This window comes from Azospirillum oryzae (assembly GCF_900177515.1).
GTDB lineage: Bacteria > Pseudomonadota > Alphaproteobacteria > Azospirillales > Azospirillaceae > Azospirillum > Azospirillum oryzae_A.
The window spans coordinates 391,759-417,456 of sequence record NZ_FXAK01000001.1 but is presented as its reverse complement, the minus strand read 5'-3'; the positions used below and the strand labels follow the sequence as shown (position 1 = coordinate 417,456).

The following is a 25,698-nucleotide window of genomic DNA, read 5'->3' as shown; positions in this document are numbered from 1 at the left end:
GCTCTTAGCTCGGGGGACCGCCCTCAAGTCGACGGCGGCACGTCGTCGTTGCCTTCCGTGCGGTCGCGATACAGCGCCGCGCGGGCCAGCAGCATCAGGGTGATGGGCGTCGTGACAACCATCAACACCGTGATCAGCACCTCATGCAGCACGGGGCGTGACTGCAGAACCGAGAAGAACAGCATGGACGCGATCAGCACGAAGCCGATGCCCAGCGTCGACCCCAGCGTCGGGGCGTGGATCCGTTCGTAGAAGCTGCCGAACCGCAACAGTCCGAACGAACCGATCAACGCCAGGGCGGCGCCGAGCAGGAGGAGCAGGGCGGTCAGCAGCGCTGCCCATGACGGGAGTTCGGCCAAGTGCGTCATTCGATCACCTCTCCACGCATGAGGAACTTGGCGATCGCCGCCGTCGAGACGAACCCCAACAGGGCGATGATGAGCGCCGCCTCGAAATACAATGTGCTTGTCGTGCGGATGCCGAAGATCAGCAGCAGCATCGTCGCATTGACGTAAAGGGCGTCGAGCCCGACCACCCTGTCCTGCGCCCGCGGGCCCCGGAAGATGCGGACCACCGCGCAGCCCATGGCGAGGACCAGCAGGATCTGCGCTATGAGGATGGACCAGATCAGAATGGTCGTGATCATTCGAACACCTCGATCAGGCGTTTTTCGTACCGTTCCTTGATGGTTTCGATCCACACGCGCTCGTCGACGAGGTCGAGGATGTGAAGGAGCACGGTGTTCCCCGCGGAATCGTACTCTACCCAGATCGTGCCCGGCGTGGCCGTGATGATGCAGGCGAGCGCCGCCAGGCCATAGGGCGCGCGAAGGTCGAGCGGAATGCGCACGAAGCCCGAGGTCCGGTTCCTGATGCCGGGCCGCAGGATGATCCGGGCGACCGCGTTGTTCGACCGGACGATGTCGCCCAGGACCACCAGCGTGAGCGTCAGCGCCGCCAGCGGCCGCCGGAAGCGCCCCTCCGGCGGCTCGAGCGGCATCAGCATCCGGACCGCGGCAATCGACAGGACGCCGCCCAGGATGACCGCGCCCGGCGACACACTCTCGTTCAGGATCAGCCACACGGCCAGCAGCGTTGCGGTCAGCAGGGGAAAGGGCAGCCACCGCGTCATCGGACGTCTCCTTCCTGTGGCCTAGACGGCCAGGGCGTCGGCAGGACGCCGCCGACATAGCCGTGCGGCGCGTGCATCGACCGGGCCGTGGCCTCCATGTAGCGCATCACGGGTCCGGCCTGGACGGAGAGCGCCACGCACATCGCCAGGAGCAGCATGACCGGCGCGAGTTCGACGACGCGCACGCGCGGGACGGTGACCGCCGGCGACGCCCAGAAGACGTCGATGCCAGTGCGGGTCATGGCCACAACCGTCGCCAGCCCGGACAGCACGAACGCGGCCAGCAGCGCCCAGGTCGTCGCGGACACGCCGGCGCCGCCCGGAGACAGCAGGGGACCCAGCATGGCGAACTTGGCCAGGAAACCGGACAGCGGCGGCAGCCCCGCCAGGAGAATGGCGCAGGCGATGAAGCTGGAGCCGAGGATCGCCATCGTCGCCGGTATGGGGACGCCGACTTGGTCATCCTCGTCCGCCTCCTCGTCCTCGCCGAACGCCTCGCGCGTAACGGCCAGCACGTCGGCGCCCAGCTCCCGCCCGCGTTCGACCAGCTCGATCAGCAGGAAGAAGCCGGCGATCCCCAGGACCGAACCGGTCAGGTAGAACAGCGCGCCCCCGGTCACCGCGACCTGCCCCGTCCCCACCGCCGCCAGCAGCGTGCCGGAGGAGACCAGCACGCTGGCCCCGGCGAGCCGCGCCATGTTCTGCGTCGCCAATACCGCCACGGAGCCGAAGGCGATGGTCAGCAGCCCCCCGGCCAGCAGCCAGACACCGCCGAAACCCGCCGAGGCCCCGCCGCCCTCGCCGAACATCAGCAGCCACAGCCGCAGAACGGCGTAGATGCCGACCTTGCTGAGGATCGAGATGATGGCCGCCGACGCGGCGTTGACCGTGGCGTAGGTGTTCGGCAGCCAGAAGCCCAGCGGCCACATCCCCGCCTTGATCAGGAAGGCAATGCCCAGGATCGCCGCGCCCGCCTCCAGCAGCGCCCGGTCCTCGTTGGCGACGACCGCGATGCGGCTTGCGAGGTCGGCCATGCTGAGGGTGCCGGCCACGCCGTAGATCATGCTCACCCCGATCAGGAAGAGCAGGGAGGCCGCGAGGTTGATGACGAGATAATGCAGCCCGACCCGGACACGGGCCAGGCCGGAGCCATGCAGCGCCAGGCCGTACGACGCGGCCAGCATGATCTCGAAGAAGACGAACAGGTTGAAGAGGTCGCCGGTGAGGAAGGCGCCGTTGAGCCCCATCAGCTGGAACTGGAACAGAGAATGGAAATGCGCCCCCGCATTCTGCCAGCGCGCCAGCGAGAACATCAGCGCGGCGACCCCGAGGATGGCGGTCAGCACCAGCATCAATGCGGCGAGACGGTCCAGCACCAGCACGATGCCGAAGAGCGCGGGCCAGTCGCCCAGCCGGTACACGCGCACGGCGGCCTCACCGCCGCCCGCGGGCATGCCGTCGGCCAGCAGAAGCAGAAGGATCGCCAGGACGAGCAGAGCCAGGGCCGACGCGAGGCCGATGGCGGCCTTGAGCGTCCGCCGCCGCTCGTCGATCAGCATCATCAGCGCCCCCGCCAGAAGCGGGATGATGATCGGGGCGATCGTCAGATGGTCCATCCAGCCGCTCATCGGTCCTTCTCCCGGCCATCCACGTGGTCGGTCCCCGTCAGGCCGCGCGCGGCGAGCAGCAGGACGAGGAACAGCGCCGTGGTGGCGAAGCTGATGACGATGGCGGTGAGCACCAGCGCCTGGGGCACAGGGTCAGCGTAGGTGGCGAGGTGGCCCATGGTTCCCCGTTCCAGCACGGGGACCGCCCCCGTGCGCAGCCCGCCGGTCGAGAAGATGAACAGGTTGACGGCGTAGGAGAGCAGCGAGAGGCCGATGATCACCTGGAAGGTCCGCGGCCGCAGCAGCAGCCACACGCCCGACCCCGTCAGCACGCCGATCCCAAGGGCGAGGATGAGTTCCATCAATCGTCTCCCATCGCTGTCGCGGCAGGTCCTGCCACGGGGGCGGCCGAGGGGGCGGCCAAGGGGGCGGCAAGCTCGTCGGCGGGGCGCGGCGCCGCGGCGCGGTGTCCGCGAACCGACTGGCGGGCGAGCGCGATCAGGGTCAGCATCGTGGCGCCGACGACCAGGGCGAAGACGCCGATGTCGAAGATCAGGGCGCTCGTCACCGGAACCGTGCCGACGAGGGGCAGTTCCGCGTAGCTGAAATAGGTCGTCAGGAAAGGACGTCCGAACGCCCAGGCGGCGAGGCCGGTGCCCGTCGCCAGCAGGAGGCCGAGGCCCATCCAGCGCAGCGGAAGCACCCGCAGGCGCGCCTCGACCCACTGGGTCCCACCCAGCATGTACTGCAGGATCAGGGCGATGGACGCGGTCAGGCCAGCCGCGAAGCCCCCGCCGGGCAGATCGTGGCCGCGCAGCAGGAGGTACACCGCGACCAGACCGATGACCGGGAACAGCAGCCGGGCGATGATGGACGGGATCAGCAGCCAGTCGGCAACGGTGTCGCCCTCCCGCCGTCCGGGCCGGGCGATGTCGTGGGCGCTCTGGTCGCGCTGCTGTTCCGGAACATCTACGCTGTCGGGGGCCGGGCGGAAGCGCCGCAGCAGCGCATAGGCGGTGAGCGCCACCACGCCCAGGACGGTGATCTCGCCCAGCGTGTCGAAGCCGCGGAAATCCACGAGGATGACGTTAACCACGTTGGTGCCGCCCCCTTCCGTGTAGGAGCGCTCCAGGAAATGCTCCGCCAGGATCTCCGGCGGGAACCGGGTCATGACGCCGAACGCCAGCGCCGCCATGCCGAGGCCGGCGGCGACGGCGATGGCGAGATCGCGCAGGCGGCGCGTCGCGGTGATGACCTCCGGCGGACGCGCGCCGGGCACGTCCAGGCGCTTGGGCAGCCAGCGCAGCCCGAGCAGGAGCAGGATGGTGGTGACGACTTCGACCAGCAGCTGGGTGAGGGCGAGGTCGGGCGCCGAGAACCAGACGAAGGTGACGCAGGTGACCAGTCCCGTGCCGCCGAGCAAGATCAGGGCGACGAGCCGGTGGTACTTGGCCTGCCACGCCGCGCCGACGGCGCAGGCCGCTCCGATCGCCCAGATCAGCGCCAGAACGGGATCGATGCCGGAGGGAATGAGGTTGCCGGGGCCGAGCCCGCGCAGCCAGACGGTCCAGCCCGCGGCCAGTACCGCCACGCACACCACCAGCCGCAGCTGGGGTTGCAGGCGCCGGGTGCCGAGCAGCCCCTCGAGCGTCCGCGCCAGACGCCAGGACAGGAAGACCATGGTGCGTTCGAACATGCGCTGGCCCTGCAGGCCGCCGATCAGCGGCGCCCCTTCCACGCCCTTTTTGAGATGCCGCTGGAGCATGAGGTAGAGCGAGACGCCGGCGACCAGGGCGATCAGGCTCATCAGCAGGGGAAGGGAGAAGCCGTGCCAGACCGCGAGGCTGTAATCCGGCGTGGCGGCGCCCAAGGCCGCATGCGCCGCCATATCCAGATACGGCCCCACGGTGGCCGCCGGGAGAAGGCCGATGATGATGCAGGCCAGCACCAGGATCTCCACCGGGAACCGCATCCAGGTCGGCGGCTCGTGCGGCGTGAGCGGAAGGTCCACCGGGTCGGGGCCGAAGAAGGCGCCGTGGATGAAGCGCAGCGAGTAGGCCACGCTGAAGGCGCTCGCCACCGTGGCGGCGGCCGGAAGGACATCGAGGAGAAACGGCAGCGGCCCCTCGGCCGACAGCGCCTCGGCGAAGAACATCTCCTTGGACAGGAAGCCGTTGAGCAGCGGCACGCCGGCCATGGCCGCCGCCGCGACCAGGGCCAGCCGCGCGGTGAACGGCATGAAGCGGTTCAGGCCCGACAGGCGCCGGATGTCGCGCGTGCCGGTCTCGTGGTCGATGATGCCCGCGGCCATGAACAGCGACGCCTTGAACGTCGCGTGGTTGATGATGTGGAAGATCGCCGCCACCATGGCGAGCTTGCTGTTGAGGCCGAGCAGAAGCGTGATCAGTCCGAGATGGCTGATGGTCGAATAGGCCAGCAGGCCCTTCAGGTCGTGCTGGAAGATGGCGATGTAGGCGCCGAGGATCAGGGTGGTGACCCCGGCCGTGCCCACGATCCAGAACCAAGCGTCGGTCCCCGCCATCACCGGCCAGAGACGCGCCATCAGGAAGACCCCCGCCTTCACCAGCGTCGCCGAATGCAGATAGGCGGAGACCGGCGTGGGCGCCGCCATGGCGTGCGGCAGCCAGAAGTGGAAGGGGAACTGCGCGCTCTTGGTCAGGGCGCCCAGGAGGATGAGGACCAGCGCCGGAAGATAGAGCGGATGGGTACGGATCCGGTCGCCCGAGGCCAGCACGGCGTCGAGGTCGTAGCTGCCCACGATGTGGCCGAGCACCAGCACGCCGGCGAACAGGCAGAGCCCGCCGGTGGCGGTGATGGTCAGCGCCATGCGGGCGCCGTCGCGCGCGGCCGCCAGATGATGCCAGTAGCCGATCAGCAGGAAGGAGAAGAGGCTGGTCAGTTCCCAGAAGAAGGCGAGCTGGATCAGGTTGCCGGAGATGACCACACCGGTCATCGAGCCCATGAAGGCAAGGAGGAAGGCGAAGAAGCGCGGGACCGGGTCGTCCTCGGCCATGTAATACCGCGCGTAGACGATCACCAGCGCGCCGACGCCGGACACCATACCCGCGAACAGCCAGGCGAAGCCGTCCATTCTCAGGACGAGGTTGAGCCCGAGGGACGGCATCCACGCGATCTCGTGGCGGAGCACGCCGCCCGCCGCCACTGTCGGATAGCCGGCCCACACCAGCGCGACCCCGGCCGCGGCGATCCCACCGGCCAGCCACGCCGCAGCGTTGCGGGCGTGCGTCGGCAGCAGCCCGGCAGCAATTGCGCCGAGGAAGGGAAGACCGACGAGGGTCAGGAGCAGGAGGGCGTCGGGCATGCGTTCTTACACTTGATCGTCGTTGCGGTGGGGGTGGTCGACGACGGCGGTCATTCCCCGGGTGGCGTATCGTCCTGGGCCGCTTCGGGAGGAACTGCCTGGAGCACCAGCTGGACCACATCCTCGGCCGTCTCCGCGGCGCGCAGCCGGCGCAGCGTCTGCGGTTCGCGCAGGGCACGACAGATTTCCGACATGGTGGGCAGCAGGCCCTTGCGGGCCGCAGCGGGCCAGAGCACCAGGAAGACGAGATCCACGGGCTCCTCGTCGCGGGCGTCGAAGTTGACGGCGCGGCGGAGCCGGGCGAACAAGACCAGCGGCGCCCGGGCATCCTGGATCTCGGCATGGGGAAGCGCGACCCCCCGGCCGAGCCCGGTGGAGCCGATCTTCTCGCGCGCCTGAAGCGCGCTGAGGACCTCCGGCTTGGGAAGTCCAAGCCGCTGACCGGCTTCCTCCGCCAGAAGGTCGAGCAGGGCCGCCTTGTTGGGCGGCTCGGCGTCGAGAATGACGTTGGGTGCCGGTAGCAACTCCGGGATGCTCATCGCCGTCTCCATCATGGCGGACTGTCCGCGGTTTCCATTGGCTGGCCTCCGCCGTCAGTCCCTTCACGGACATCCGACATCTGCTGGACGACCAGAACATCGCACGGCACATCGTCCATGATCGTCTTGGCGACACTGCCGGCGATCAGTTCAACAATGGCGTTGCGCCTGTGCATGCCGAGGACCACCAGATCAACGTTTAGATCGCGGACGTAATTCCGCAAGAGCAGCTCCGGCGATCCACTCTCGACCACGACGCGCTCCGGCCACCGGGCGGCCGGCCGCCGCCCCCTCGCGAGAAAGGCCCGGCACTGTTGCACGGCGATGTCCCGATACTCCTGCCGGCGCGCGCGCGGATCTGCGGCCAGCCCGGAGAACGGGGTCTCGTAGGCGTGGAAGACCGTGGGCGCCTGACCGGGAAACATGCGGGCTGCCGCTTCCAGCGCCTCGCGCGACGCGTCGGAGAAGTCCGTGGCGACGACGATGTCGCGATACGGCCCGCGTGGGCGCTCCTTCACGACGAGGAGGGGCAGGCGGGACCGGCGCAGCAGACGGTCTATGGTCCTGCCCAGGAATAGGCGGTCGAGAACGGCGTCACGGGTGATGCCGAACACGATCAGGCCGCAATGCTCCGTTTCCGCCGTGTGCGCGATCGCTTCGGCCGGATCGCCCTCCCGGATCAGCAAGGTGGCCTGCTTGGTGACGGCACCGACGTCGGCGAGCAGCCTCTTCCATGCGAGGTTGCGCGGCGCGACGGGAGACCATGACGGCCGGCGGTCGGGCTCCGGAAGACAGGAGGCGGGCGTGTCGAGCACATGCAGCACCACGAGCGTCGACTGCCACTGGGCGGACAGCGACGCCGCCCGCTCCAGCGCGCGTTCACAGCGGAAGCTGAGGTCGGTGGCCAGCAGGATCCTGTGAGGCGGTCCCTCCGACCGGTCCGGCCGGCCGCCCGTGCGGCGGGCGCCGGGCGGTGTCCGCCGCACAGCCGGGCGCCGTGCGAGCGCGCCCGTCTCGGACTCTGGCCTGAGCGGTACGACGTTGTCCCCCGCCGGCTCATTCTCCATGCGCCATCCCGGCGGCCATGGTTCACGGTCTACGTCCATCGGTCATCTCCGGTGTTTCTGCCCGCGGTGGAAGCGGGTGGCATCGCGGCTCCCGCAGCGCCGGGACTCAACGCTGAAGGTCCCCGACCGAATCGCCTGCCAGCAGGGCGTCGCAGGGCAGGTCGGCGAGCACGTCCTGGGTGACGCTGCCCAGGAAGGCGCGCATCAGACCGTCGCGCCGCGCCGATCCCATCACCACCAGATCGTAGTGCCCGTACCGTGCAGCCCGGACGATCTCCGGAACCGGGTGACCGATCCGCACCTCGCGGGTGACTGCGGGACCGTCGGGAGCCATTCCCCTCAGCATCTTCCCGAACTCGCCGGCGAACTCATGGGTGATATCGCCGGCCGTGGACCGCCCCGTCGGGGAGCGGGAGGCGAGCGGGAGGTCCGCAACATGCAGCAGGTGGAGGTTGCCGTCGCTCAACAGCCGACGCGCGGTCTCCACCGCAGCGCGCGACCGTTCCGAGAAATCGACGGGAACCAGGGCACGGGCATAGGGGCCGTGCGGCTTGTCGCGCACGATCAGCACGGGGGTTTCGTCGGCGATGGCAATCCTTTCGACGGTGGGCGGCAGGAACACGTCTGCCAAGCCGTCATGCGCGTGGACGCCCACCACGACCAGATCGGGCCACCACAACCCGGCATAACCGGCGACCTGCGGTTCCACCGCAGCACCCCGTACGGCGACCGCCCGCATCGTGAGGCCGGCGGCGCCCGGGACCGCGAGCAGATGGCGATGCAGTTCCGCCTCGATATGGTGGAGCGGCAAATGGGCGTACGGACCGTCCCCGTCATGGACGACGTGCAGGGCGGTCAACTCGGCGCCGGACTGGCGGGCGAGTTGCGCCGCGCGCTCCATCGCCCGATCCGATTTCGGTTCGAGGTCCGTGGCCAGCAGAATTCGTCGCAGGTTCTTCATGGCTGTACTCCCCGCCCCAAACGGGCGTGCTGCATTCGGGCGTTCATGTTCAGGACATGATCGGGAATGGCCGCCGGCCCTGTCTATGCCGGCTAATACGGATTGCATCGCGCCCGGCCGTTCCTATCGTTACAGGCGGGATCACCACATCGATCAGGCGGGAGGACATGCCGAAGGATCTCCGGGGCCGCTGGGTCTTCGTGCCGGCCTATCTGGCCGCTCACCTGGCCTTGGACTGGATCAGCTTCATCCACGAGGTCGCGCCGCTCAACATCACCCCATGGAACCCCCCTGCCGGGCTGATGATGGGAATGCTGATCGTCGTCGGCTTCCGCGCCGTGCCGCTGGCGTGGCTGGGATTGATGGTGGCCGACCTGATGGTGCGCGACCTGCCCGTCGCCCTGTGGGTGACGGCGGTGGCGAACGGCATCCTCGCCGCCGGTTACGGCGGGGCGGCCTGGGTGCTGCGCCGGCGGCTCGGTCTCGACCCCCGCCTCGCCAAATTGCGCGACATCGTGCTGCTGCTCGTCGGCGCGGCGATGACGCCGCTGGCGGTGGGGGCGGGTTACATCGCTCTCCACACACTGATCGGCCTGTTCCCCTGGTCGGATTTCGCCGGGGCCCTGTTGCGCTACTGGGTCGGGGAGGTCATCGGAATCGCGGTGCTGACACCCGTCGTGCTGGTCGCCCTGCGCGGCACGGTGCCCCGGGCGTCCTGGAGGGGGGCGGCCGAGATGGCGGCGTACGGCCTGCTCATCGGTGTGACGCTGTGGCTGGATTTCGGACCGCTCGCCTCGGCCCAGTACGAGCACTTCTACCTGTTGTTCCTGCCGGCGGTGGCGGTGGCCGTAAGGCACGGGCTGGCGGGGGCGGCGCTCGCCTCGGCCGTCACCCAGGGCGGGCTGATCGTCGCCATCCAGGTGACCGGGGTGGAGACGGCGCGGACCACCCATTTCCAGCTTCTCATGCTGACCCTGGCGGTCACCGCGCTGCTGCTGGGCGCCGTGGTCAGCGAGCGCCGCCGGGTCGAAGCGGTGATCCGCGAGCGCCAATCGGACCTCGACCGCGCGTCGCGCCTGACCGAAGCCGGCGAGATGGCGGCGGCCCTGGCGCACGAACTGAACCAGCCGCTGTCGGCCGCCATGAGCTACGCCCGTGCCGCCCGCAAGATCGCCAAGCTCGAGCAGGCCTCGCCCCGCCTGAATGAGATCCTCGACAAGACCGTGGTGCAGGCCGAACGGGCCGACAGGGTGATCCGCAGCCTGCGCGATTTCGTGCGCAAGGGGCGCAGCGACCCTGCGCCGCTGTCGGTCGGTGCGCTGATCGCCGATTGCCTGGCGTTGGCGGCCCCCGTCGCCGGACAGCATTCCGTGTCCATCCAGGCCGAGGTGGCGCCCGGCCTGCCGGCCGTCAGCGGCGACGCGGTGCAGCTGCAGCAGGTGATCCTCAACCTCGTGCGCAACGCCGCCGAGGCGATGGACTCCCCCGACCCCCGCCTGCGGCGCATCGTCGTCTTCGCTCACCCCGCAACCGAGGCGGGCTTCGTCACGGTCGGCGTGCGCGACAGCGGGCCGGGGCTGTCGGATGTCGTGGAGCGGAACCTGTTCGCCCCGTTCGTCACCACCAAAGCCACGGGCATGGGGCTGGGCCTGTCCATCGCCCACAGCATCGTCGAGGGGCACGGCGGCACCCTGACCAGCGAGCGCCTGCCCCACGGGGAGACGGTGTTCCGCTTCACCCTGCCCATCCACGGATCCGGGACCGACTTCGATGACGCCTGATGTTCCCGTCATCTTCATCGTCGATGACGACGAGGCCGTCCGCGACGCGCTGGCGGTGCATTTGGAACTGGCCGGGCTGACCGTTCGCCTCTGTGCGTCGGCCGCCGAGTTCCTGGCCGCCGCCGATCCCGACCAGCCGGGCTGCGCGGTGATCGACATTCGGATGCCGGGCATGGACGGTCTGACGCTGCAGCAGGAGATGATCCGGCGCGGCCTGAGCCTGCCGGTGATCGTCATCACCGGACATGGCGACGTTCCCGCCGCCGTCCGTGCCTTCCGGGCCGGCGCCGTGGACTTCCTGCAGAAGCCGTTCGACGAGGACCTGCTCATCGAGCGGGTGCGCGAAGCCTGCGAACGCGACCGGATCGAACGGCAGGCGGGCGTCGAGGCGGCGGAGATCCGTCACCGGATGACCCTGCTCACCCCGCGCGAGCGCGAGGTGGTGGAACTGGTGGCCCAAGGCCTTCCCAACAAGATCATCGCCCGCCGGCTGGACATCGGGATCCGCACGGTGGAGACCCACCGCGCCCGCGTCCTGGAGAAGATGGGCATGCGCAACGCCTCCGAACTTGCCCGCGCGCTGACGCGGCTGGAGCAGGGAAGCGCCTGATCCTCTGTCGCAGGCGCCGGACAAAACCGCTCCGGGTCAGCCGGCGAGGTGGGGGTGCAGGGCGTGCAGGATCTTCTCCGGGGTGATCGGCTGCGCGGTCAGGCGGACGGCGAAGGGCCGCAGGGCGTCGTTGATCGCGTTCATCACCGCCGCCGGCGCCCCGGCGGTCCCAGCCTCGCCGGCGCCCTTGGCGCCCAGTTCGGACGAGCGCGTCGGCGTCTCGACGTGGGCCACCTCGATGTCGGGCATCTCGCCGGCCATCGGCACCAGATAGTCGGCCATGCTGCCGTTGCGCATCACGCCGTTCTCGTCATACAGGCATTCCTCGAACAGCACGCCGCCCAGCCCCTGCATGACGGCGCCGCGGATCTGCTCGTCGACCAGCAGGGGGTTGAGCACCCGGCCGCAATCCTCGACCACCCAGTGCTTGAGCAGCGTCACCACGCCGGTCTCCACATCCACCTCGACATGGGAAACCTGGATGCCGTTGGTGAAGATGAAGGGATAGTCGCGCTGGGCGTAATGGCGGGTGACCACCAGTTCCGGCTGGAAGCCGGCGGGCAGCAGGTCCGGGCGGAAATGGGCGAGGCTGCCCAGCTCGGCCAGATCCATCAGGGCGACGCCCTCGGCGGTGTCGATCACCGAGCCGCCGGCGATGCGCAGCCGCTCCACCGGCAGGCCCAGATGGACGGCGGCGAACTCCAGCAGGTTGGCGCGCAGCTGCCGGCTGGCCTGGAGCACCGCCTCGCCGCCGATCCCGGCGCCGCGCGACGCCCAGGTGCCGCCGCCATAGGGGGTGGCGGCGGTGTCGCCGGTCAGCACCCGGACCCGGTCCATCGGCACCCCGACCTCGTCGGCGACGATCTGGGCGAAGATGGTCTCGGTGCCCTGGCCCTGCTCGCCGACGCCGCTGGCGCAATGAACGATGCCGGTCGGATCGAGCCGGACGGTGGCGCCGTCCTGCGAGGCGATGCGCGCACCGCCGGTGCCGTAGAAGGCGGCGCCGGGGTTGGTCAGCTCGATCAGCACGGCGATGCCGATGCCGCGATGGATGCCCTTGGCGCGCAGCTCTGCCTGTTCGCGGCGGAGCGCGGGGAAATCCACCATCTCCTCCAGACGGGCCAGACAGCGCTGGTGGGACAGGCTCTCCAGCAGGATGCCCGACGCCCCCTTGCGGGGGAAGCTGTCGTCGGCCATCAGGTTGCGCCGGCGCAGCTCCAGCGGGTCCATCCCCAGCGTCGCGGCGGCCAGATCGACGATGCCCTCGGTCACGGCGCAGGCGATGGGGTGGCCGACGCCGCGATACTGGCTGGTCTGCACCTTGTTCTGGAACACCACGTCCAGCGTGGCGCGGTAGTGCGGATGGTCATAGGGGCCGCCGCACAGGTTGATGACCTGGTTGCCCTCCACCGCGCTGGTGCGCGGGTACATCGAATAGGGGCCGATGCCGGTCAGGTCAGCGATGTCGAATGCGAGGAAGCGGCCGTCGCGGGTCAGCGCCAGCCGGGCCTTGACCCGATGCTCGCGGGCGTGGATGTCGGTGACGAAGGATTCCAGCCGGTCGGCGACGAACTTGACCGGCCGCCCCAGCAGCACCGACAGGGCGACGGTGGCGAAATCGTCGGCGTAGGCGTGGACCTTGATGCCGAACGACCCGCCGACATCCTTGCAGAGCACCCGCACGTCGGCCTCGAGAATCCCCATCAGTCGGGCGTAGAGGTCGCCCATCATGTGGGGCGCCTGATGCGAATGATGGACGGTCAGCCGCCGTTCGGCCGGGTTGTAGTCGGCCAGGATCGAGCGCGGCTCCAGCGTGACGCCGGTGTGGCGCCCGAAATCATAGGTCTCCTCCACCACGACATCCGCCGCGGCGAAGGCATCGTCCACACCGCCGCTGTCGACCTCGCGGTGGAAGCACAGGTTGTCGCCCAGCTCGGGGTGGATCACCGGGGTGCCGGGGTCGAGCGCGGTGTCCATGCGGGTCACCGCCGGCAGCACCTCCCACGTGACCTCGACCGCCTGCATGGCGTCCTCGGCCTGGGCGCGGGTCTGCGCCACCACCGCCACCACCGCCTCGCCCTGCCAGCAGGCGCGGTCGACGGCCATGGCGTGCTGCGGCGGCGAGCGCATGCCGGCCAGATGGGACAGCGCGCCAACGAAGGGCGCGCAAATCTCCGCCAGTTGGCGGCCGTCGACGATGGCGACCACCCCCGGCATGTCGAGCGCCGCGGCGGCGTCGATCCGCAGGATGCGGGCGTGGGCGTGCGGGCTGCGCAGATAGGCCACATGGACCATCCGCGGCAGCTCGACATCGTCGACATAGGTGCCGCGGCCTTCGACCAGCCGGCGGGCATTGGGGCGCGGCACGGCTCGGCCGACGATTTTTTCGACGGTGGCGGCGCGGGGGGTGATGCTGTTCATGGCTGTGCTCCCCTTGCGCCGGCCCGGCGGCGCTCGCCCACGGTTTCGATGGCGTCGACGACGGCGTGGTAGCCGGTGCAGCGGCAGTAGTTGCCGGAAATATGCTCGCGGATGCGGGCGCGGTCGGCCTCGGGCTCGGCCTGCAGCAGGGCGTCGGCGGTCAGCAGCAGCCCCGCCGTGCAGAAGCCGCATTGCAGGGCGTTGCGCTCCAGGAAGGCGTCCTGCAGGTCGCGGATCGCGCCGCTTTCGGACTTGCCCTCGATGGTCTCCACCATGGCGCCGTCGGCCTGGACCGCCAGCGTCAGGCAGGAGCGCACGATCTCGTCGTCGACCACCACGGTGCAGGCGCCGCACACCCCGTGCTCGCAGCCGAGATGGGTGCCCTTCAGCCCCAGTTCCTCGCGCAGGAAGTCGCCGAGATGCAGGCGCGGTTCGATCCAGCGCTCGTACACCATGCCGTTGACGGTGATGTTGACCAGGATCCTGTCGGTCACGATTGTACGTCCTCCGCCATGAGAGACTGGATGCCGCGGCGCAGCAGCACGCCGGCGAGGTGGAGCTTGGTCGCGGCGGCGGCGTAGAGATCGCCGGCCGGGGCCAGCTCGCCGCCCAGTTCGGCCACCGCCCGGTCCAGCGCCGCAGGCTCGGCCCGGCCGCCGGCCAGCGCCGCTTCCGCCGCCCGCGCCCGCACCGGCGTGCCGCCGATACCGAAATAGACGATCCGCGGGTTGTCCAGCCGTCCGTCCGTCACGTCGCCGGCCAGCGCCACCCCGACCGTGGCGTAGTCGCCGTGGCGGCGGGCCAGCTCGGTGAAGGCAAAGCGGCGCTGCGGGCCGGGCAGGGGGAATTGCACGGCGGTGATGAGTTCGTCCGGGCGCAGCGCCGTCTGGTACAGGCCGAGGAAGAAGTCGGTCGCCGCCACCGTCCGGCTGCGGGTGCCGTCGCTCAAGGTAAGCGCGCCGTCGGCCGCCACGGTGCAGGCCGGCCATTCCGCCGCCGGATCGGCGAAGGCGATGGACCCGCCGAAGGTGCCGCGGTTGCGGATGGCGGCGTGGGCGATGTGGGGGGCCGCCAGCGACAGCAGCGGCAGATGCCGGGCGACCAGGGCGGAACGCTCGACATCGACATGGCGGGCGAGCGCCCCGATGCGCAGATGCCCGTCGGCCACCGCGATGCCCTGCATCTCGGTGATGCCGCGGATGTCGATCAGCAGCGACGGTTCGGACAGCCGCATCCCGAGGGTGGCCAGCAAGGTCTGCCCCCCTGCGATCAGCCGGGCCTCGTCGCCGTGCTCGCGCAGCAGGGCGGCGGCGGCGGCGACGCTGTCGACGCGCCGGTATGCGAAGGGGGGCGCCTTCATGGCCGTTGGTCTCCTGTTCAGCCCAGGGTGGGCATCACGAGGGTGGGGGCGGTGGCGTTGCCGACCCGCCACCGCGCGGTCACCGCCTTGGTCCGGGTGTAGAACTTGATGCCCTCGGTGCCGTGGACGTGCAGGTCGCCGAACAGCGAGTTCTTCCAGCCGCCGAACGAGAAGAAGGCCATCGGCACCGGGATCGGCACGTTGATGCCGACCATGCCGACCTCGACGGTTTCCTCGAACAGCTGGGCGGCGGCGCCGGAGCCGGTGAAGATCGCCGTGCCGTTGGCGAAGGCGTTGCCGTTGATCAGCGCGATCGCCGCCTCCAGCGTCTCCACCCGCACCACCGACAGCACCGGGCCGAAGATCTCGTCGCGGTAGATGCTCATCGACGGGTCGACCTTGTCGAACAGCGTCGGCCCGACGAAGAAGCCCCGCTCGCCGCCGGAGACCTCGACGGTGCGGCCGTCCACCACCAGGGCGGCGCCCTCGCGCTCGCCGGCGTCGACGTAGCCGCTCACCTTGTCGCGGTGCGCGCCGGTGATCAGCGGTCCCATGTCGATTCCGGGCTCGATGCCGGGGCCGGTCTTCAGCGCGCGGGCGCGGGTGGCCAGCCGCTCGACCAGGGCGTCGGCGACGTCGCCCACCGCCACCGCCACCGAGATCGCCATGCAGCGTTCGCCGGCCGAGCCGAAGGCGGCGCCGATCAGCGCCTCGGTGGTGAAGTCCAGGTCGGCGTCGGGCATGACGACGGCGTGGTTCTTGGCGCCGCCCAGCGCCTGCACGCGCTTGCCGTTGCGGGCGCAGGTCTCGTAGATGCTGCGCGCGATCGGGGTGGAGCCGACGAAGGACACGGCCGCCACGTCGGGGTGCTCCAGCAGGGCGTCGACCGCCGCCTTGTCGCCATGGACCACGTTCAGCACGCCGTCGGGCAGGCCGGCCTGGGCGAACAGCCGCGCCAGCATCACGCTGCAGGTCGGCACCTTTTCGGACGGCTTCAGCACGAAGGTGTTGCCGCAGGCGATGGCCATGGGAAACATCCACATGGGCACCATGACCGGGAAGTTGAACGGCGTGATGCCGACGCAGACGCCGACCGGCTGGCGCAGGGAATAGGCGTTGATGCCGGTGCCGACGCCGGCGTGCTCGCCCTTCAGCAGGTGGGGGATGCCGCAGGCGAACTCCGCCACCTCGATGCCGCGGCGGACCGAGCCAAGCGCGTCGTCCAGCGTCTTGCCATGCTCCTGCGAGGCCACTGCGGCCAGCTCGCGCTCGTTCTCGCGCAGCAGCGTCAGATAGGCCTGCAGGATGCGCGACCGGCGCAGCGGCGTCGTCGCGCGCCAGCCCGGCAGGGCCCGCTTGGCCGCGGCGACGGCGGCATCGACGTCGGCGGCGTCGGCGAAGCCGACGGTGCGCACGACCTCGCCGGTGGCCGGGTTGAAGACGTCGCCCCGGCGGTCGCCGGTGCCGCGATGTTCGCTGCCACCGATCCAGTGGGGCACGGCGTCATGGATGGTCATCGTCGTTCCTTTTCGCGTCGAGCGATCGGTAAGGGCCCGCAGTAAGGGCCCGATGTGGGCGTGTCAGATGTGGATGAGGTAGCCGATGACGCCGCCCAGCACCGCGCCGGTGGCCAGCCAGAAGAAGCGCTGGAACTCGCCGCCCCAGCCGCCGGTATGGACCGGCGCGGCGGCGGGCGCCGCCGGCCGCCGCGGCGCATCGGCCCGGAGGCCGGGCTGGGGCAGGGGTTGGTTCTGGGGCTGGCTCTGGATGTCGGCGGGTGCGGCGGGCGTTCCGTCGGCGGCAGCGTCGGCCGGACCGGTGAGGCGGTCGTTGAAGGCGCGGAAGAAATCGTCGGCCATCTTGCGGGCCGAGGCGTCGATCAGCCGGCCGCCGATCTGGCTCAGCTTGCCGCCGATGGCGGCCTCCGCGGTGTAGCGCAGCAGGGTGCCGTCCGGCGCCTCCTCCAGCGTCACCCGCGACTGGCCGCGCGCCATGCCGACCGACCCGGCGCCGCCCTCGAACCGGAGGGTGCAGCCCGCCGGGGCGTCGATGTCGCACATCTCCACCTGTCCGGAGAAGCGAGCGCGAAGCGGGCCGACCTTGGTCAGCACCCTGGCCTCGAACGCGGTGTCGCTGTGGCGGATGACATCCTCGCACCCTGGAATGCAGTGCTTCAGGACCTGCGGGTCGTTCAGCGATTCCCACACGCGCAGGCGCGGCGCGGCAATCCTCTGTTCGCCGGTGAGTTCCACTGGCTTCCTCCGATCTTATGGGGCGGGTGCCCTTGCTTGCCGGGCAGTATTTACCACGTGGTCAATACGGGTCAAGCTATTTTCCGCTTGGTCAATAATCAATCGCGCGTGCGGTCGCCCAGGCGGGTTTTACCGGCTTGCGGCCCGGCAGGCCGCGCCGCCGGCGCTGGAACGGTCAGGACTGAAGGACGGGGAGGGCGGTCAGCCGGCCGGCTTGCCGGCTTCGCGCGGGAAGATCTCGCGGGCGGCAAGCACGAAGGCCCGCACCCGGTCGGTGACGACCTGGGGCAGGTTCTCCGGGAATTTGTGCCCGTAGATCCAATGGCGCACGCCGATGTAGAAGATGCCGCCGTGCAGGCCCCAGATCAGCTCGTTCTCTGCCTCGGTCGGCTCGCGGTCGTCGTCGAGGCCGAGTTCGATGCGGGTTTCGCCGATGATCGGCCGCAGCAGCCGTTCGCCGACCAGGGTCAGGTAGTTGTCGTTGATGTAGCCGTCGGCCAGGGCGGAATGGATCAGGATGCGCACCCACTCCTTGGTCAGGATGGTGCGGGCGTAGTCGATGTAGACCCGCGTCACCCGCTCCTCGAACGGTTCGCTGCGGTCCTTGACCCGATGCTCCCATTCCGGCTTCCAGCGCCCGAGATAGACCTCGGCGTAGACCCGCTCGATCAGCGCCTTCTTGCTGGGGAAGTAGTGGAACACCAACGGATGGCTGACGCCGATCGTCGTCGCCAGTTCCCGCATCTGTCCGGCCAATCCATGTTCGGAAAAGAACTGGATGGCGCCCTCGATGATCTGGCGCTCCCGCTCCTCGGTCGACAGGCGCTGGCGCCGGCGCGGTGCGGCGGTGCGGGGGGCGTCGGCGGGAGTCTTGGAGGAGGGCGGCGAGGAGGGCGACACGAGGGCCCGGCGTGGTTGTGAGCGGATGGTCCTGCTTAGGCGATGACGCCGGTGGCGTCAAACCCTACCTTGCGGCCGCCGCCGTGGGGCGGCCCCAACAGTCAGGCCCCAACATTCCATTCGTTGGCCCACACATCGTTATTGACAGGCTGCCGGGGCCATCCTAACAATTTACCAGTTGGTCAAAAGCGGATCGTCAATTCTCCGCTTCCAGTGCATGAACGTCAACCCACCGGCTGGTGGGAATCCCGCTGATGGGCACCCCCGGTCGTGGGCGCGCCGCATCGCGGGTCGGGTGAACGTTGCTCAAAAAAACCAAAGCCGCATCAGATACGGGAGGTCCGCACATGCATGCAAGCGCGAGTGGCAGCCAGCACCGCTGGAAAGTCCTGATCATGACGTTCCTGGCCTATCTCTATGATAGCCTGGACTTGCAGATCCTGGCGATCTGCATGCCCGTCATCATTGCGTCCCTGAACATCTCCCTGACCGACGCCGGCCTTCTCGCCTCGGCCACCATGGTCGGCACGGCGCTGGGCGGCGTGCTGTTCGGCTGGATCGCCGAGAATTTCGGCCGCAAGAACGCGGCGGTGATCTCGCTGATCGAATTCGGCGTGTTCACCCTGGCGGTCTACTGGTGCACCTCCTGGGAACAGCTGATGGTCCTGCGCTTCCTCCAGGGCATCGGCATGGGCGGGCTGTGGGGACCGATCGTCGCCCTGATCGCCGACCATTGGGCGCCCAAATACCGGGCGCGCGCCGCCGGCTTCATGCTCAGCACCTTCGCGCTGGGCGGCATCCTGGCCTCGGTCATGGGCCGCTTCCTGCTGACCGAGGTCGGCTGGCGCATGCTCTTCGCCCTGACCGGCACCGCCATCGTGGTCGGCCTGCTGTTCTGGGTGGTGGTGCCGGCCGATGAGAAGCCCATGGTCCGCCAGGACAAGCCCCGCATCAACCTGGGCCAGCTCTTCCAACCCGGCGTCGCCAGCCTGACCATCGGCGCCACCATCGCCGCCGCGTGCCAGATGGGTGGCTTCTGGGGCGTCAGCGCATGGATCCCGACCTATCTGGTGACGGTGCGCGGCCTCAGCATCGAATACATGAGCGTGTTCAGCATCGTCATCTTCACCGGCGCGTTCCTCGGCTATTTCCTGTTCGCCGCCCTGGCCGACCGGATCGGCCGGCGCAAGGCGCTGATGCTGGCCTTCCTCGCCGACTCGATCATCGTGCCGCTCTACGTGCTCATCCCCGACGGCATCCTGCTGTTCTGGATCAGCCCGATCATGGGGCTCAGCTTCGGCGGCGTGTTCGGCCTGTTCGGCTCCTACTTCGCGGAACTGTTTCCCGTGCACATCCGCGCCATGGGCAGCGGCTTCGCCTTCAACATCGGGCGCGGCATCGGTGCGGTGGTCACCCCGGTGACCATCGGGGCCATGGCCAAGACCTACGGCCTGGGCTTCGGCATCGGTGCCTGCTCCGTCATCTTCTTCATGGGCGTGGTCATCCTGTTCTTCATGCCGGAAACGCTGGTCGCCAAGACTGCGCAATCGGCCCATGCCGGCAACGGAGCCCTGGACAACGGAACCCGGACCAGCGCTGCCGAGGCGTGAGTCCCCCCGCGTGACACCGGCCTTCGGGCCGGCGTCGACGGAACCCCTTTTGAGGCGGAAACATCACATGCCCAAGACCTACTGGGTCGCCCAGGTCCAGGTTCACGACCCCGATCGCTACGCGCTCTACGCCAAGGGCGCGGGAGACGCCTTCGCCAAGCACGGCGGCCGGGCGCTGGCCCGTGGCGGCCGGCTGCACTGGCTGGAAGGCGTCGAGCGGCCCCGCGGCGTCATCATTGAGTTTGATTCAATGGAGGCTGCGCAGGCTTGCTATCAGTCGCCTGAATACCAGGACGCGCGGCGCCATCGCGAGGGCGCAGCCGACTTCCATCTGGTGCTCGTCGAAGGCCTGGAGCCATCACCCTCCGAACAGGCCGGGTGACACTCTGCGTGAACCCGTGTCCAGCGAACCGGTTCCGGCGGACGTCGGGAATTTGTTTGTAGCCGGCGTGGTCGACCAGGGTGCAGCGGCAGGCTGCCGGCATCGTCCTCCTCAACACCCAAGCCGGTCCCGCCATCGGCCTCAACACCCAAGCCGGTCCCGCCATCGGCCGTCCACGACACCGATGGCGGATTCCGAAACGGCAATCCGGAGGGCTTCGGCGTTGGACTTCCTTATTGCCCGCCGGCGGCTTCCTTCAGCCACGCCACGATCTCTTCCCGGCGCGGCAGCCGGCCGGACATCTTGACCTGCTCCTCGACAACGAGGCCCGGCGTGGTGATGACCGAGTAGTCGATGAAACGGGTCGGGTCGGTGAGGTGCTCGATCTCGACGGGGATGCCGGCCTCCTGCGCCGCCTCCCGTGTCAGTTCCTCCAGGCGTTTGCAGCGGGCGCAATCCGGCCCAAGGACTTTGACGTGCATGGCTCGATCCTCCTTCCCGGTAAATGATTGGCGATAGAAGCGGTTTGCTCGGTCAGGCGGCTTTCGCCATCGGACCGCTCCGGCGATGGATGGCGTAGAGCGCTGCGGCAAGGGCCACCAGGAAAAGGAAAAGCCATCCACCGAGCAGCCACAAACTGGTTCCGTCCTTCCACGCTCCGAAGGTCAGGCCCGCCGCCGTGCTGAACAGCGCGACCAGCCCCACATAGGCCCACGCCTTCGTGCGACCGATGATGGTGGCGGTGATCAGGATGCTCTGCAGGCTCAGCTCGGGATCCGCCATCAGGTAGGCGAGCAGCGGCCCCGGGTGCATGCCGAGCGACAAGAACATCTGCGCGACCGGCACCTCGACCAGGGTCGGGAAATACATGAACACACCGAAGACGACGCCCACCAGATTGGCGAGCACGCTGTTGGCACCGGCCATCGTTTCCACCCACTCTGGCCGGATGAAGACGCGCAGTACGCCCACCGCGAAGACGCCGACGATCAGCAGCTGGAAGATCTGCCGGACAAAGCGCCAGCTTTCCCACAGCCATTGCTGCACCTCGAACCGATCGATGGACCGATGCGCGATCCAGGCGATCGCTGCCATTGTCGCCAGGACACCGGCCAGCTTGCCGGTCATGTGCAGCGTGACGCCATTGGCGTGCGGCTGCATGCCCATCGCCGCGACCGCCAGGGTCAGCATGACCAGCGCCAATGCCGCCCAAGTCCAGCGGTTGAAGCCCTCGTCCACCCGTCCCAGGCCGCGCGGCGCCACGGCCGCAATGATACCGAGCAGCAGGACAAGGATCGCCCCCTGCGCGCCAATTCCCTCCTCGCCTTTCGCGGGGTCGAAGGGCACCAGCCGGTGCAGCGTCGCGTCGAACGCGTCCATGCCATGGATCGGCAGTGTGACGCTGGCGTAGCTGTCGAGCAGGAAGCCGACCTTCAGTGTCCCGGCGATGAGCAGCGCCACCAACAGCATCATCAGCAGGAGGGAGGCGGGTTGCAGGCGATCGCTCCCGGCGAAGCTGCTGTCGGCCTCGCCGGCGTGGGCGCGGTCGTCCTCGCTGAAGATCAGCGCCATGATCATCCCGATGCCCACGCCGAAGGCCAGAGACAGCACGAGGCGCGCCACCGCGAACTCGGCGCCCAGCGCCGCGCCCGTGTAGGTCAGCGCCAAGATGTTGGCGGCGGGCGCGAAGAACAGGAAGGTGACGGCCGGTCCCAGCCCGGCCCCCTTCTTGTAGATGCCGGCGAACAACGGGACGATGGTGCACGAACAGACGGCCAGCAGGCTTCCCGCCGCGGCCGCCGCCGGATAGGCGACGGCTTTTGGCGCGCCGCGCCCCAGATAGCGCGTGATCGCCGATTTGGGTATCAGTGCGGCCAAACCGCCTGCGATGAAGAATGCCGGGACGAGGCACAACAGCACATGAGCGGCCAGATAAGCGGCCAAGCTGCCAAGTCCACTCTGAACAATCTGAACAGGAAGGGCGGATGTCTCCATGGTACCCTCCTTCCGTGTAGCAAGGTCCGGAAATCAGTATGCCGTGGTGGAGCGGTAACCGCCCTGATGCACGTCAATCACGGGGGGCAACCAGGATGGTTATTTCGGATGACGGGTCCGAGTCGTGGCAAGTCCTGCCGGCGAATTCCGAAACGGAGATCAGAAGGGCTTCGGCGAGCAAGGCATCCCGCTCCGGACGATTTCGCAGGAAGCCGTGACTGGTGGCTGGGAGGTCACCGCATGGCGAAAAGTTCCTGGTGGAAGCGCAGGTCCACCGGCATGCCCTGGGTCGCGAAGTCGTGCCGCAGCGCCTGCCCGAAGCCCGCTGGGCCGCAGAACCAGAGGCTGGCGTCACGCCATTCCGGCACCGCCGCGCGGATGCGTTCCCCGTCCAGGCGGCCGTCGCGGGCATCGACCAGGACATGCAGGCGTACCCCCGCCGCTGCCGCGTCGGCGGTGAGCTTGGCGATCGCCTCCTCGTCGTAGTCGCGCGTGGTGTGGAAGAAGTGGATCGTCTGCGGCCGCCGCTCGGGGCTCGCCGCCAGGTACTTCATGCGGGCGATGAAGGGCGTGACACCGATGCCGCCGCCCACCCAGATCTGGCTGGGGCAGGAGTCATCGAAGGTGAAGCAGCCGTACGGCCCCTCGACCGTCACGGCCTGTCCGACCTGCAGCGTCTCCCGCAGCCGCTGGGTGTGGTCGCCCAGTTCCTTGACCACGAAGGTGATGCGGCGGTCGGTGTCGTTCCAAGCGGAGGCGATCGTGTAGGGATGGGCACCCTCCGCGGCGTCCGAGGTGGCGAAAGCGAACTGGCCCGCCTTGTGCCCCGGCCAGCCCCGCGGCACCTCGATCGCGGCCTCGAGCACGCGCACACCCGGGTAGTAATGGATGGCCGAGATCCGGCCCGGAACCCGCCGGTCGGCGGCGACCCGCCGGAGCAGGACCACGACGGCGGCCCAGGTTCCGCCGGCGAGCAGCGGCGCCATCGCCCAGCCAACGGGCGCGGTCCAGTAATCGAACTTGATCAGCACGACGGCGTGGAACACCAGCACCAAGTAGGCGACCGCCAGCAGACGGTGCGTCTTGTAGAACAGCCAGTAAGGGAAGCGCTTGAGCAGCGCCAGCGCGATCAGCAGAACGGCGGCGTAGAACGCCCACTCGCCGATGCCTTCAGCGGCGCCGCGCAAGTCCATGAACAATTGCGCGATCGGGTTCTCCGGCACCGGTCGTGGTCCCCGTTGCGGCCGGTCCAGCCAGCCCCAGCCCACCGCCCACTTGGTTCCCTGCGCCCAGAACCAATGGATGACCGCGACCACGAGGGCGGCAATGCCCAGCCACTTGTGCAGGCGGTACATCTTGTCCAAACCGCCGAACCATTCTTCGGGCCAGCGGGGACGCAGCGCCAGGATCATGGCCACGCTCATGCAGCCCATGGCAATCACACCGCTGTACTGGACCATGCTGCCGCGGAGCGTAAAGTAGCCGGCCCACCGAAACACCGAGGGCTCGGCCGCGAACCACAATACGGTCAGCAATGCCAGCAGACCCCACAGGGAAATCTTGATCGTCCGCATGGCGACCTTCTCCGTGCCGCACCGCCGATGAAGCGGTCTTGTGTCGATGCTTCTCCGAAGGGGGGCAGGCGGCAAGCCGATTTGCGACAATGCAGCCATTCAACCCAGGAGACGTTCGAAGCTCGTGATCACAGAACGGGATTCATCGAAAGCAACGGTGCGTGGCGGGCGGCAACAGGTTTGGACGTCTCAAATGCGATCAGCCCTGGCTGAGTGAGCTGCCGGCTGTCTGCCCCTATGCGGCCGACCAGCTGCTGCAACAACGTCACTCGCCATGCTACTCTGAGCGGTGTGACGGAGCATTGTCCTCGTTTCACATCTGTGCCACGGGCGGCTCCACCGACGAAAGATTGGATCTCAATGAGCACGCAGCCATGGGAAGGCCGTGACCGGCTGGTCGCGATCGACATCGAGACGACCGGACGGCGCATGCCGAGCCTCCTGGACATCCGTAAGGCGCCCAAGGGCCTGCGTCAGCCCGGCATCATCATCGAGATCGGGTGTCTTGAGCTCGTCCGTGAGGGCGAGTCCTGGCGGAAAGCGCGCAGCTGGGAGGTCCGGGTCAACCCCGACGCCCCTCTCCATCCCGACGCCATCAAGGTGCACGGCATCAAGCCCGCCGACCTGAAGGCGGCGCCCCGCTTTCCTGAGGTGGCCGACGCGCTTCTCGCCTTTCTGGGCGAGGATCTTCTGGTGGCGCATGCCTATGAGAACGAGATGGACTTCCTGAACTACGAGTTCGCGCGCTGCGGACGCGCGGCATGGGGTGCCGACACGTTCCCGGCGGACCGGTTCATCTGCACCAAGGAGATGTCGCACGCGGCCTTCCCCGGCGCTTCCGGCTCGCTCGATGCGCTGTGTGATCGGCTGTGGCTCGACCGGAGTGATCGCTTCGCCCACCATGGCGCGCTGCTCGACGCGGACCTGACGGCTGACGCCTTCGTCAAAATGGCGTTGGGAGATACCGGCCCGCGTGGCGCCGTGTATGAGTGAGGCACAGCGCAGGGCACTCGGATGCAAGGCATTCGGATATTGTGCCGTGCGCCCCCTGAGCAGTGGAAAGGGCTAAAGTCGCAGCTCTGTTACCTGGCTTGGAAGCGGGACCCCTTCAAAACCGATACTTTCCGTCACGACGTGGGGTCCGGGCCTGCGCGCTCGAGCTTTGCCCGCCCGGACGGTCGAGGCCGCCTTCGGTTGCAAGGGCCCGGACACCATGACCAACGTGGGAATGCGTCAAGCCACCAATCCGGCCTTTTTGCACCGATGTCAGGCGAGCATGGATCGATCAGGCAGCAGCCGTTAACACTGGTCGCCGATCGGCGAACAAGGTACGATAGTCCGACTACCCGACACTGCCCGATCCGCCGACTGGGTCGATGCCGAGACTTGGTGCCAAAAGGACGCATCCTTGACCGAACACAACCCAATGATCTTCGAGAAAGTCGAGGTTCAACCGGCTTATCAGCTGGTGGCTTCGAACATCGAAAAATGCATCATGCAGGGCGTTTACAAAGTTGGACAGCAGCTGCCCTCCGAACTGGATCTCGCCAGACAGCTTGGGGTCAACCGCTCCACCGTGCGCGAAGCGATTCGCGTGCTGGAGCAGAACGGGCTGGTGTTCCGTAAGAGCGCCCGCCGTCTGGTCATCAGCCTGCCGCGGGAACAGGATCTGGCCTCCCGCGTCAGCCAGGCCATGATCCTGCACGAGATCACCTTTCTGGAATTGTGGGAAACCATGCTGCCGCTGGAAGTCCGTGCGGCCGAACTGGCGGCCACACGCGCGACCGAGGAGGAGATCGAACGGCTCGAGGCCAATCTTCGGGAGACCGCCGACTGCCTGGAGCATGAACAGAAACTCGTCGCCCTCGACATCGAATTTCATCTCCTCGTCGCCAAGGCATCCCGCAATCGGGCGCTGCTGTTGGCGCGGGAGCCGATCGGTTTGCTGTTTTACCCCGCCTTCTATCAGGTGATGTCGCGGCTGAATGCCAAGGACCGCCTGCTCTCGGCCCATCGGGAGGTGGTGGACGGAATCCGCAACCGCGATGCCAAGCACGCGGCGCAATGGATGGAAAAGCACATCAGGGATTTCCGGCGGGGCTACGAGCTGGCCGATCTCGACATGAACAAGCCGGTCGACAACAGCCGCTATTTCGAGTGACCGG

General features: G+C 68.5%; 24 protein-coding genes. 6 read left to right on the top strand and 18 right to left on the bottom strand.

The window, feature by feature from the left end:
* Window positions 1-23 precede the first annotated feature (23 nt).
* The 9 genes from mnhG to B9N97_RS01905 form a co-directional block, all read right to left on the bottom strand.
* Window positions 24-368, bottom strand: coding sequence for a monovalent cation/H(+) antiporter subunit G (gene mnhG / locus B9N97_RS01945; protein WP_085082769.1), 345 nt, complete (start codon window positions 366-368; stop codon window positions 24-26).
* Window positions 365-646, bottom strand: a complete 282-nt coding sequence (locus B9N97_RS01940; protein WP_085082767.1) for a K+/H+ antiporter subunit F — start codon at window positions 644-646, stop codon at window positions 365-367. Before B9N97_RS01940 ends, mnhG begins: the two co-directional genes overlap by 4 nt.
* On the bottom strand, window positions 643-1,131 hold the full coding sequence (locus B9N97_RS01935) for a Na+/H+ antiporter subunit E (protein ID WP_085082765.1): 489 nt from the start codon (window positions 1,129-1,131) through the stop codon (window positions 643-645). The genes B9N97_RS01940 and B9N97_RS01935 overlap by 4 nt, the downstream gene beginning before the upstream one ends.
* Complete coding sequence (locus B9N97_RS01930) at window positions 1,128-2,759, bottom strand: monovalent cation/H+ antiporter subunit D (protein ID WP_085082763.1); 1,632 nt, start codon at window positions 2,757-2,759, stop codon at window positions 1,128-1,130. Before B9N97_RS01930 ends, B9N97_RS01935 begins: the two co-directional genes overlap by 4 nt.
* Complete coding sequence (locus B9N97_RS01925) at window positions 2,756-3,100, bottom strand: Na+/H+ antiporter subunit C (RefSeq protein WP_085082761.1); 345 nt, start codon at window positions 3,098-3,100, stop codon at window positions 2,756-2,758. The genes B9N97_RS01930 and B9N97_RS01925 overlap by 4 nt, the downstream gene beginning before the upstream one ends.
* Window positions 3,100-6,081, bottom strand: coding sequence for a monovalent cation/H+ antiporter subunit A (locus B9N97_RS01920; protein WP_085082759.1), 2,982 nt, complete (start codon window positions 6,079-6,081; stop codon window positions 3,100-3,102). The genes B9N97_RS01925 and B9N97_RS01920 overlap by 1 nt, the downstream gene beginning before the upstream one ends.
* A 50-nt stretch (window positions 6,082-6,131) precedes the next feature.
* On the bottom strand, window positions 6,132-6,635 hold the full coding sequence (locus tag B9N97_RS01915) for a PTS sugar transporter subunit IIA (RefSeq protein WP_244560500.1): 504 nt from the start codon (window positions 6,633-6,635) through the stop codon (window positions 6,132-6,134).
* Window positions 6,632-7,726: a universal stress protein gene (locus B9N97_RS01910; protein ID WP_085082757.1), complete on the bottom strand. Its 1,095-nt coding sequence runs from the start codon at window positions 7,724-7,726 to the stop codon at window positions 6,632-6,634. The genes B9N97_RS01915 and B9N97_RS01910 overlap by 4 nt, the downstream gene beginning before the upstream one ends.
* 67 nt (window positions 7,727-7,793) lie before the next feature.
* Complete coding sequence (locus tag B9N97_RS01905) at window positions 7,794-8,648, bottom strand: universal stress protein (RefSeq protein WP_085082755.1); 855 nt, start codon at window positions 8,646-8,648, stop codon at window positions 7,794-7,796.
* 167 nt (window positions 8,649-8,815) lie between these two features.
* Between B9N97_RS01905 and B9N97_RS01900 the strand changes: the two genes are divergently transcribed.
* Entirely contained in the window at window positions 8,816-10,429 is a 1,614-nt protein-coding gene (locus B9N97_RS01900) for an MASE1 domain-containing protein (protein ID WP_085082754.1), read from the top strand.
* On the top strand, window positions 10,419-11,039 hold the full coding sequence (locus tag B9N97_RS01895) for a response regulator transcription factor (protein ID WP_085082752.1): 621 nt from the start codon (window positions 10,419-10,421) through the stop codon (window positions 11,037-11,039). The genes B9N97_RS01900 and B9N97_RS01895 overlap by 11 nt, the downstream gene beginning before the upstream one ends.
* A 36-nt stretch (window positions 11,040-11,075) precedes the next feature.
* Here the strand turns inward: B9N97_RS01895 and B9N97_RS01890 are convergent, their stop codons facing one another.
* From B9N97_RS01890 to B9N97_RS01865, 6 genes are all read right to left on the bottom strand, one after another.
* Entirely contained in the window at window positions 11,076-13,460 is a 2,385-nt protein-coding gene (locus B9N97_RS01890; RefSeq protein WP_085082750.1) for a xanthine dehydrogenase family protein molybdopterin-binding subunit, read from the bottom strand.
* Window positions 13,457-13,954, bottom strand: coding sequence for a (2Fe-2S)-binding protein (locus B9N97_RS01885; protein WP_244560499.1), 498 nt, complete (start codon window positions 13,952-13,954; stop codon window positions 13,457-13,459). The genes B9N97_RS01890 and B9N97_RS01885 overlap by 4 nt, the downstream gene beginning before the upstream one ends.
* Window positions 13,951-14,820 (bottom strand): FAD binding domain-containing protein, encoded by an 870-nt coding sequence (locus B9N97_RS01880; protein WP_085082748.1) that lies wholly within the window; start codon window positions 14,818-14,820, stop codon window positions 13,951-13,953. The genes B9N97_RS01885 and B9N97_RS01880 overlap by 4 nt, the downstream gene beginning before the upstream one ends.
* 17 nt (window positions 14,821-14,837) lie before the next feature.
* Window positions 14,838-16,337 carry a CoA-acylating methylmalonate-semialdehyde dehydrogenase gene (locus B9N97_RS01875; RefSeq protein WP_085082746.1) on the bottom strand — a complete coding sequence of 500 codons (1,500 nt, stop codon included), beginning with the start codon at window positions 16,335-16,337 and terminating at the stop codon, window positions 14,838-14,840.
* Window positions 16,338-16,400: 63 nt separating this feature from the next.
* Window positions 16,401-17,072: a CoxG family protein gene (locus tag B9N97_RS01870; protein ID WP_085082744.1), complete on the bottom strand. Its 672-nt coding sequence runs from the start codon at window positions 17,070-17,072 to the stop codon at window positions 16,401-16,403.
* Between the two features lie 201 nt (window positions 17,073-17,273).
* Entirely contained in the window at window positions 17,274-17,972 is a 699-nt protein-coding gene (locus B9N97_RS01865; protein ID WP_158282010.1) for a TetR/AcrR family transcriptional regulator, read from the bottom strand.
* 395 nt (window positions 17,973-18,367) lie between these two features.
* Here B9N97_RS01865 and B9N97_RS01860 point away from each other — a divergent pair, with 395 nt between their 5' ends.
* Together B9N97_RS01860 and B9N97_RS01855 are read left to right on the top strand one after the other, a co-directional pair.
* On the top strand, window positions 18,368-19,582 hold the full coding sequence (locus tag B9N97_RS01860; protein ID WP_158282011.1) for an MFS transporter: 1,215 nt from the start codon (window positions 18,368-18,370) through the stop codon (window positions 19,580-19,582).
* A gap of 67 nt (window positions 19,583-19,649) precedes the next feature.
* On the top strand, window positions 19,650-19,964 hold the full coding sequence (locus tag B9N97_RS01855; RefSeq protein ID WP_085082738.1) for a DUF1330 domain-containing protein: 315 nt from the start codon (window positions 19,650-19,652) through the stop codon (window positions 19,962-19,964).
* A 233-nt stretch (window positions 19,965-20,197) separates the two neighbouring features.
* Here B9N97_RS01855 and B9N97_RS01850 read toward each other — a convergent pair whose 3' ends face one another.
* The 3 genes from B9N97_RS01850 to B9N97_RS01840 all read right to left on the bottom strand — a co-directional run bounded on the left by B9N97_RS01850 (window position 20,198) and on the right by B9N97_RS01840 (window position 23,533).
* A complete protein-coding gene (locus B9N97_RS01850) occupies window positions 20,198-20,446 on the bottom strand; it encodes a thioredoxin family protein (RefSeq protein WP_085082736.1) in 249 nt (82 codons plus the stop codon).
* Window positions 20,447-20,498: 52 nt separating this feature from the next.
* A complete protein-coding gene (locus B9N97_RS01845) occupies window positions 20,499-21,959 on the bottom strand; it encodes a permease (RefSeq protein ID WP_085082734.1) in 1,461 nt (486 codons plus the stop codon).
* 233 nt (window positions 21,960-22,192) lie between these two features.
* Window positions 22,193-23,533 carry a ferredoxin reductase family protein gene (locus tag B9N97_RS01840; protein ID WP_085082732.1) on the bottom strand — a complete coding sequence of 447 codons (1,341 nt, stop codon included), beginning with the start codon at window positions 23,531-23,533 and terminating at the stop codon, window positions 22,193-22,195.
* A gap of 360 nt (window positions 23,534-23,893) precedes the next feature.
* On the opposite strand from B9N97_RS01840, the gene B9N97_RS01835 reads away from it, so the two are divergent.
* Both B9N97_RS01835 and B9N97_RS01830 read left to right on the top strand, forming a co-directional pair.
* Window positions 23,894-24,526, top strand: a complete 633-nt coding sequence (locus tag B9N97_RS01835) for a 3'-5' exonuclease (protein WP_085082730.1) — start codon at window positions 23,894-23,896, stop codon at window positions 24,524-24,526.
* Between the two features lie 415 nt (window positions 24,527-24,941).
* The gene (locus B9N97_RS01830) at window positions 24,942-25,694 is read left to right on the top strand and encodes a FadR/GntR family transcriptional regulator (RefSeq protein ID WP_244560498.1); all 753 of its coding nucleotides are present in this window, start codon (window positions 24,942-24,944) and stop codon (window positions 25,692-25,694) included.
* The last annotated feature ends 4 nt before the right edge of the window (window positions 25,695-25,698 follow it).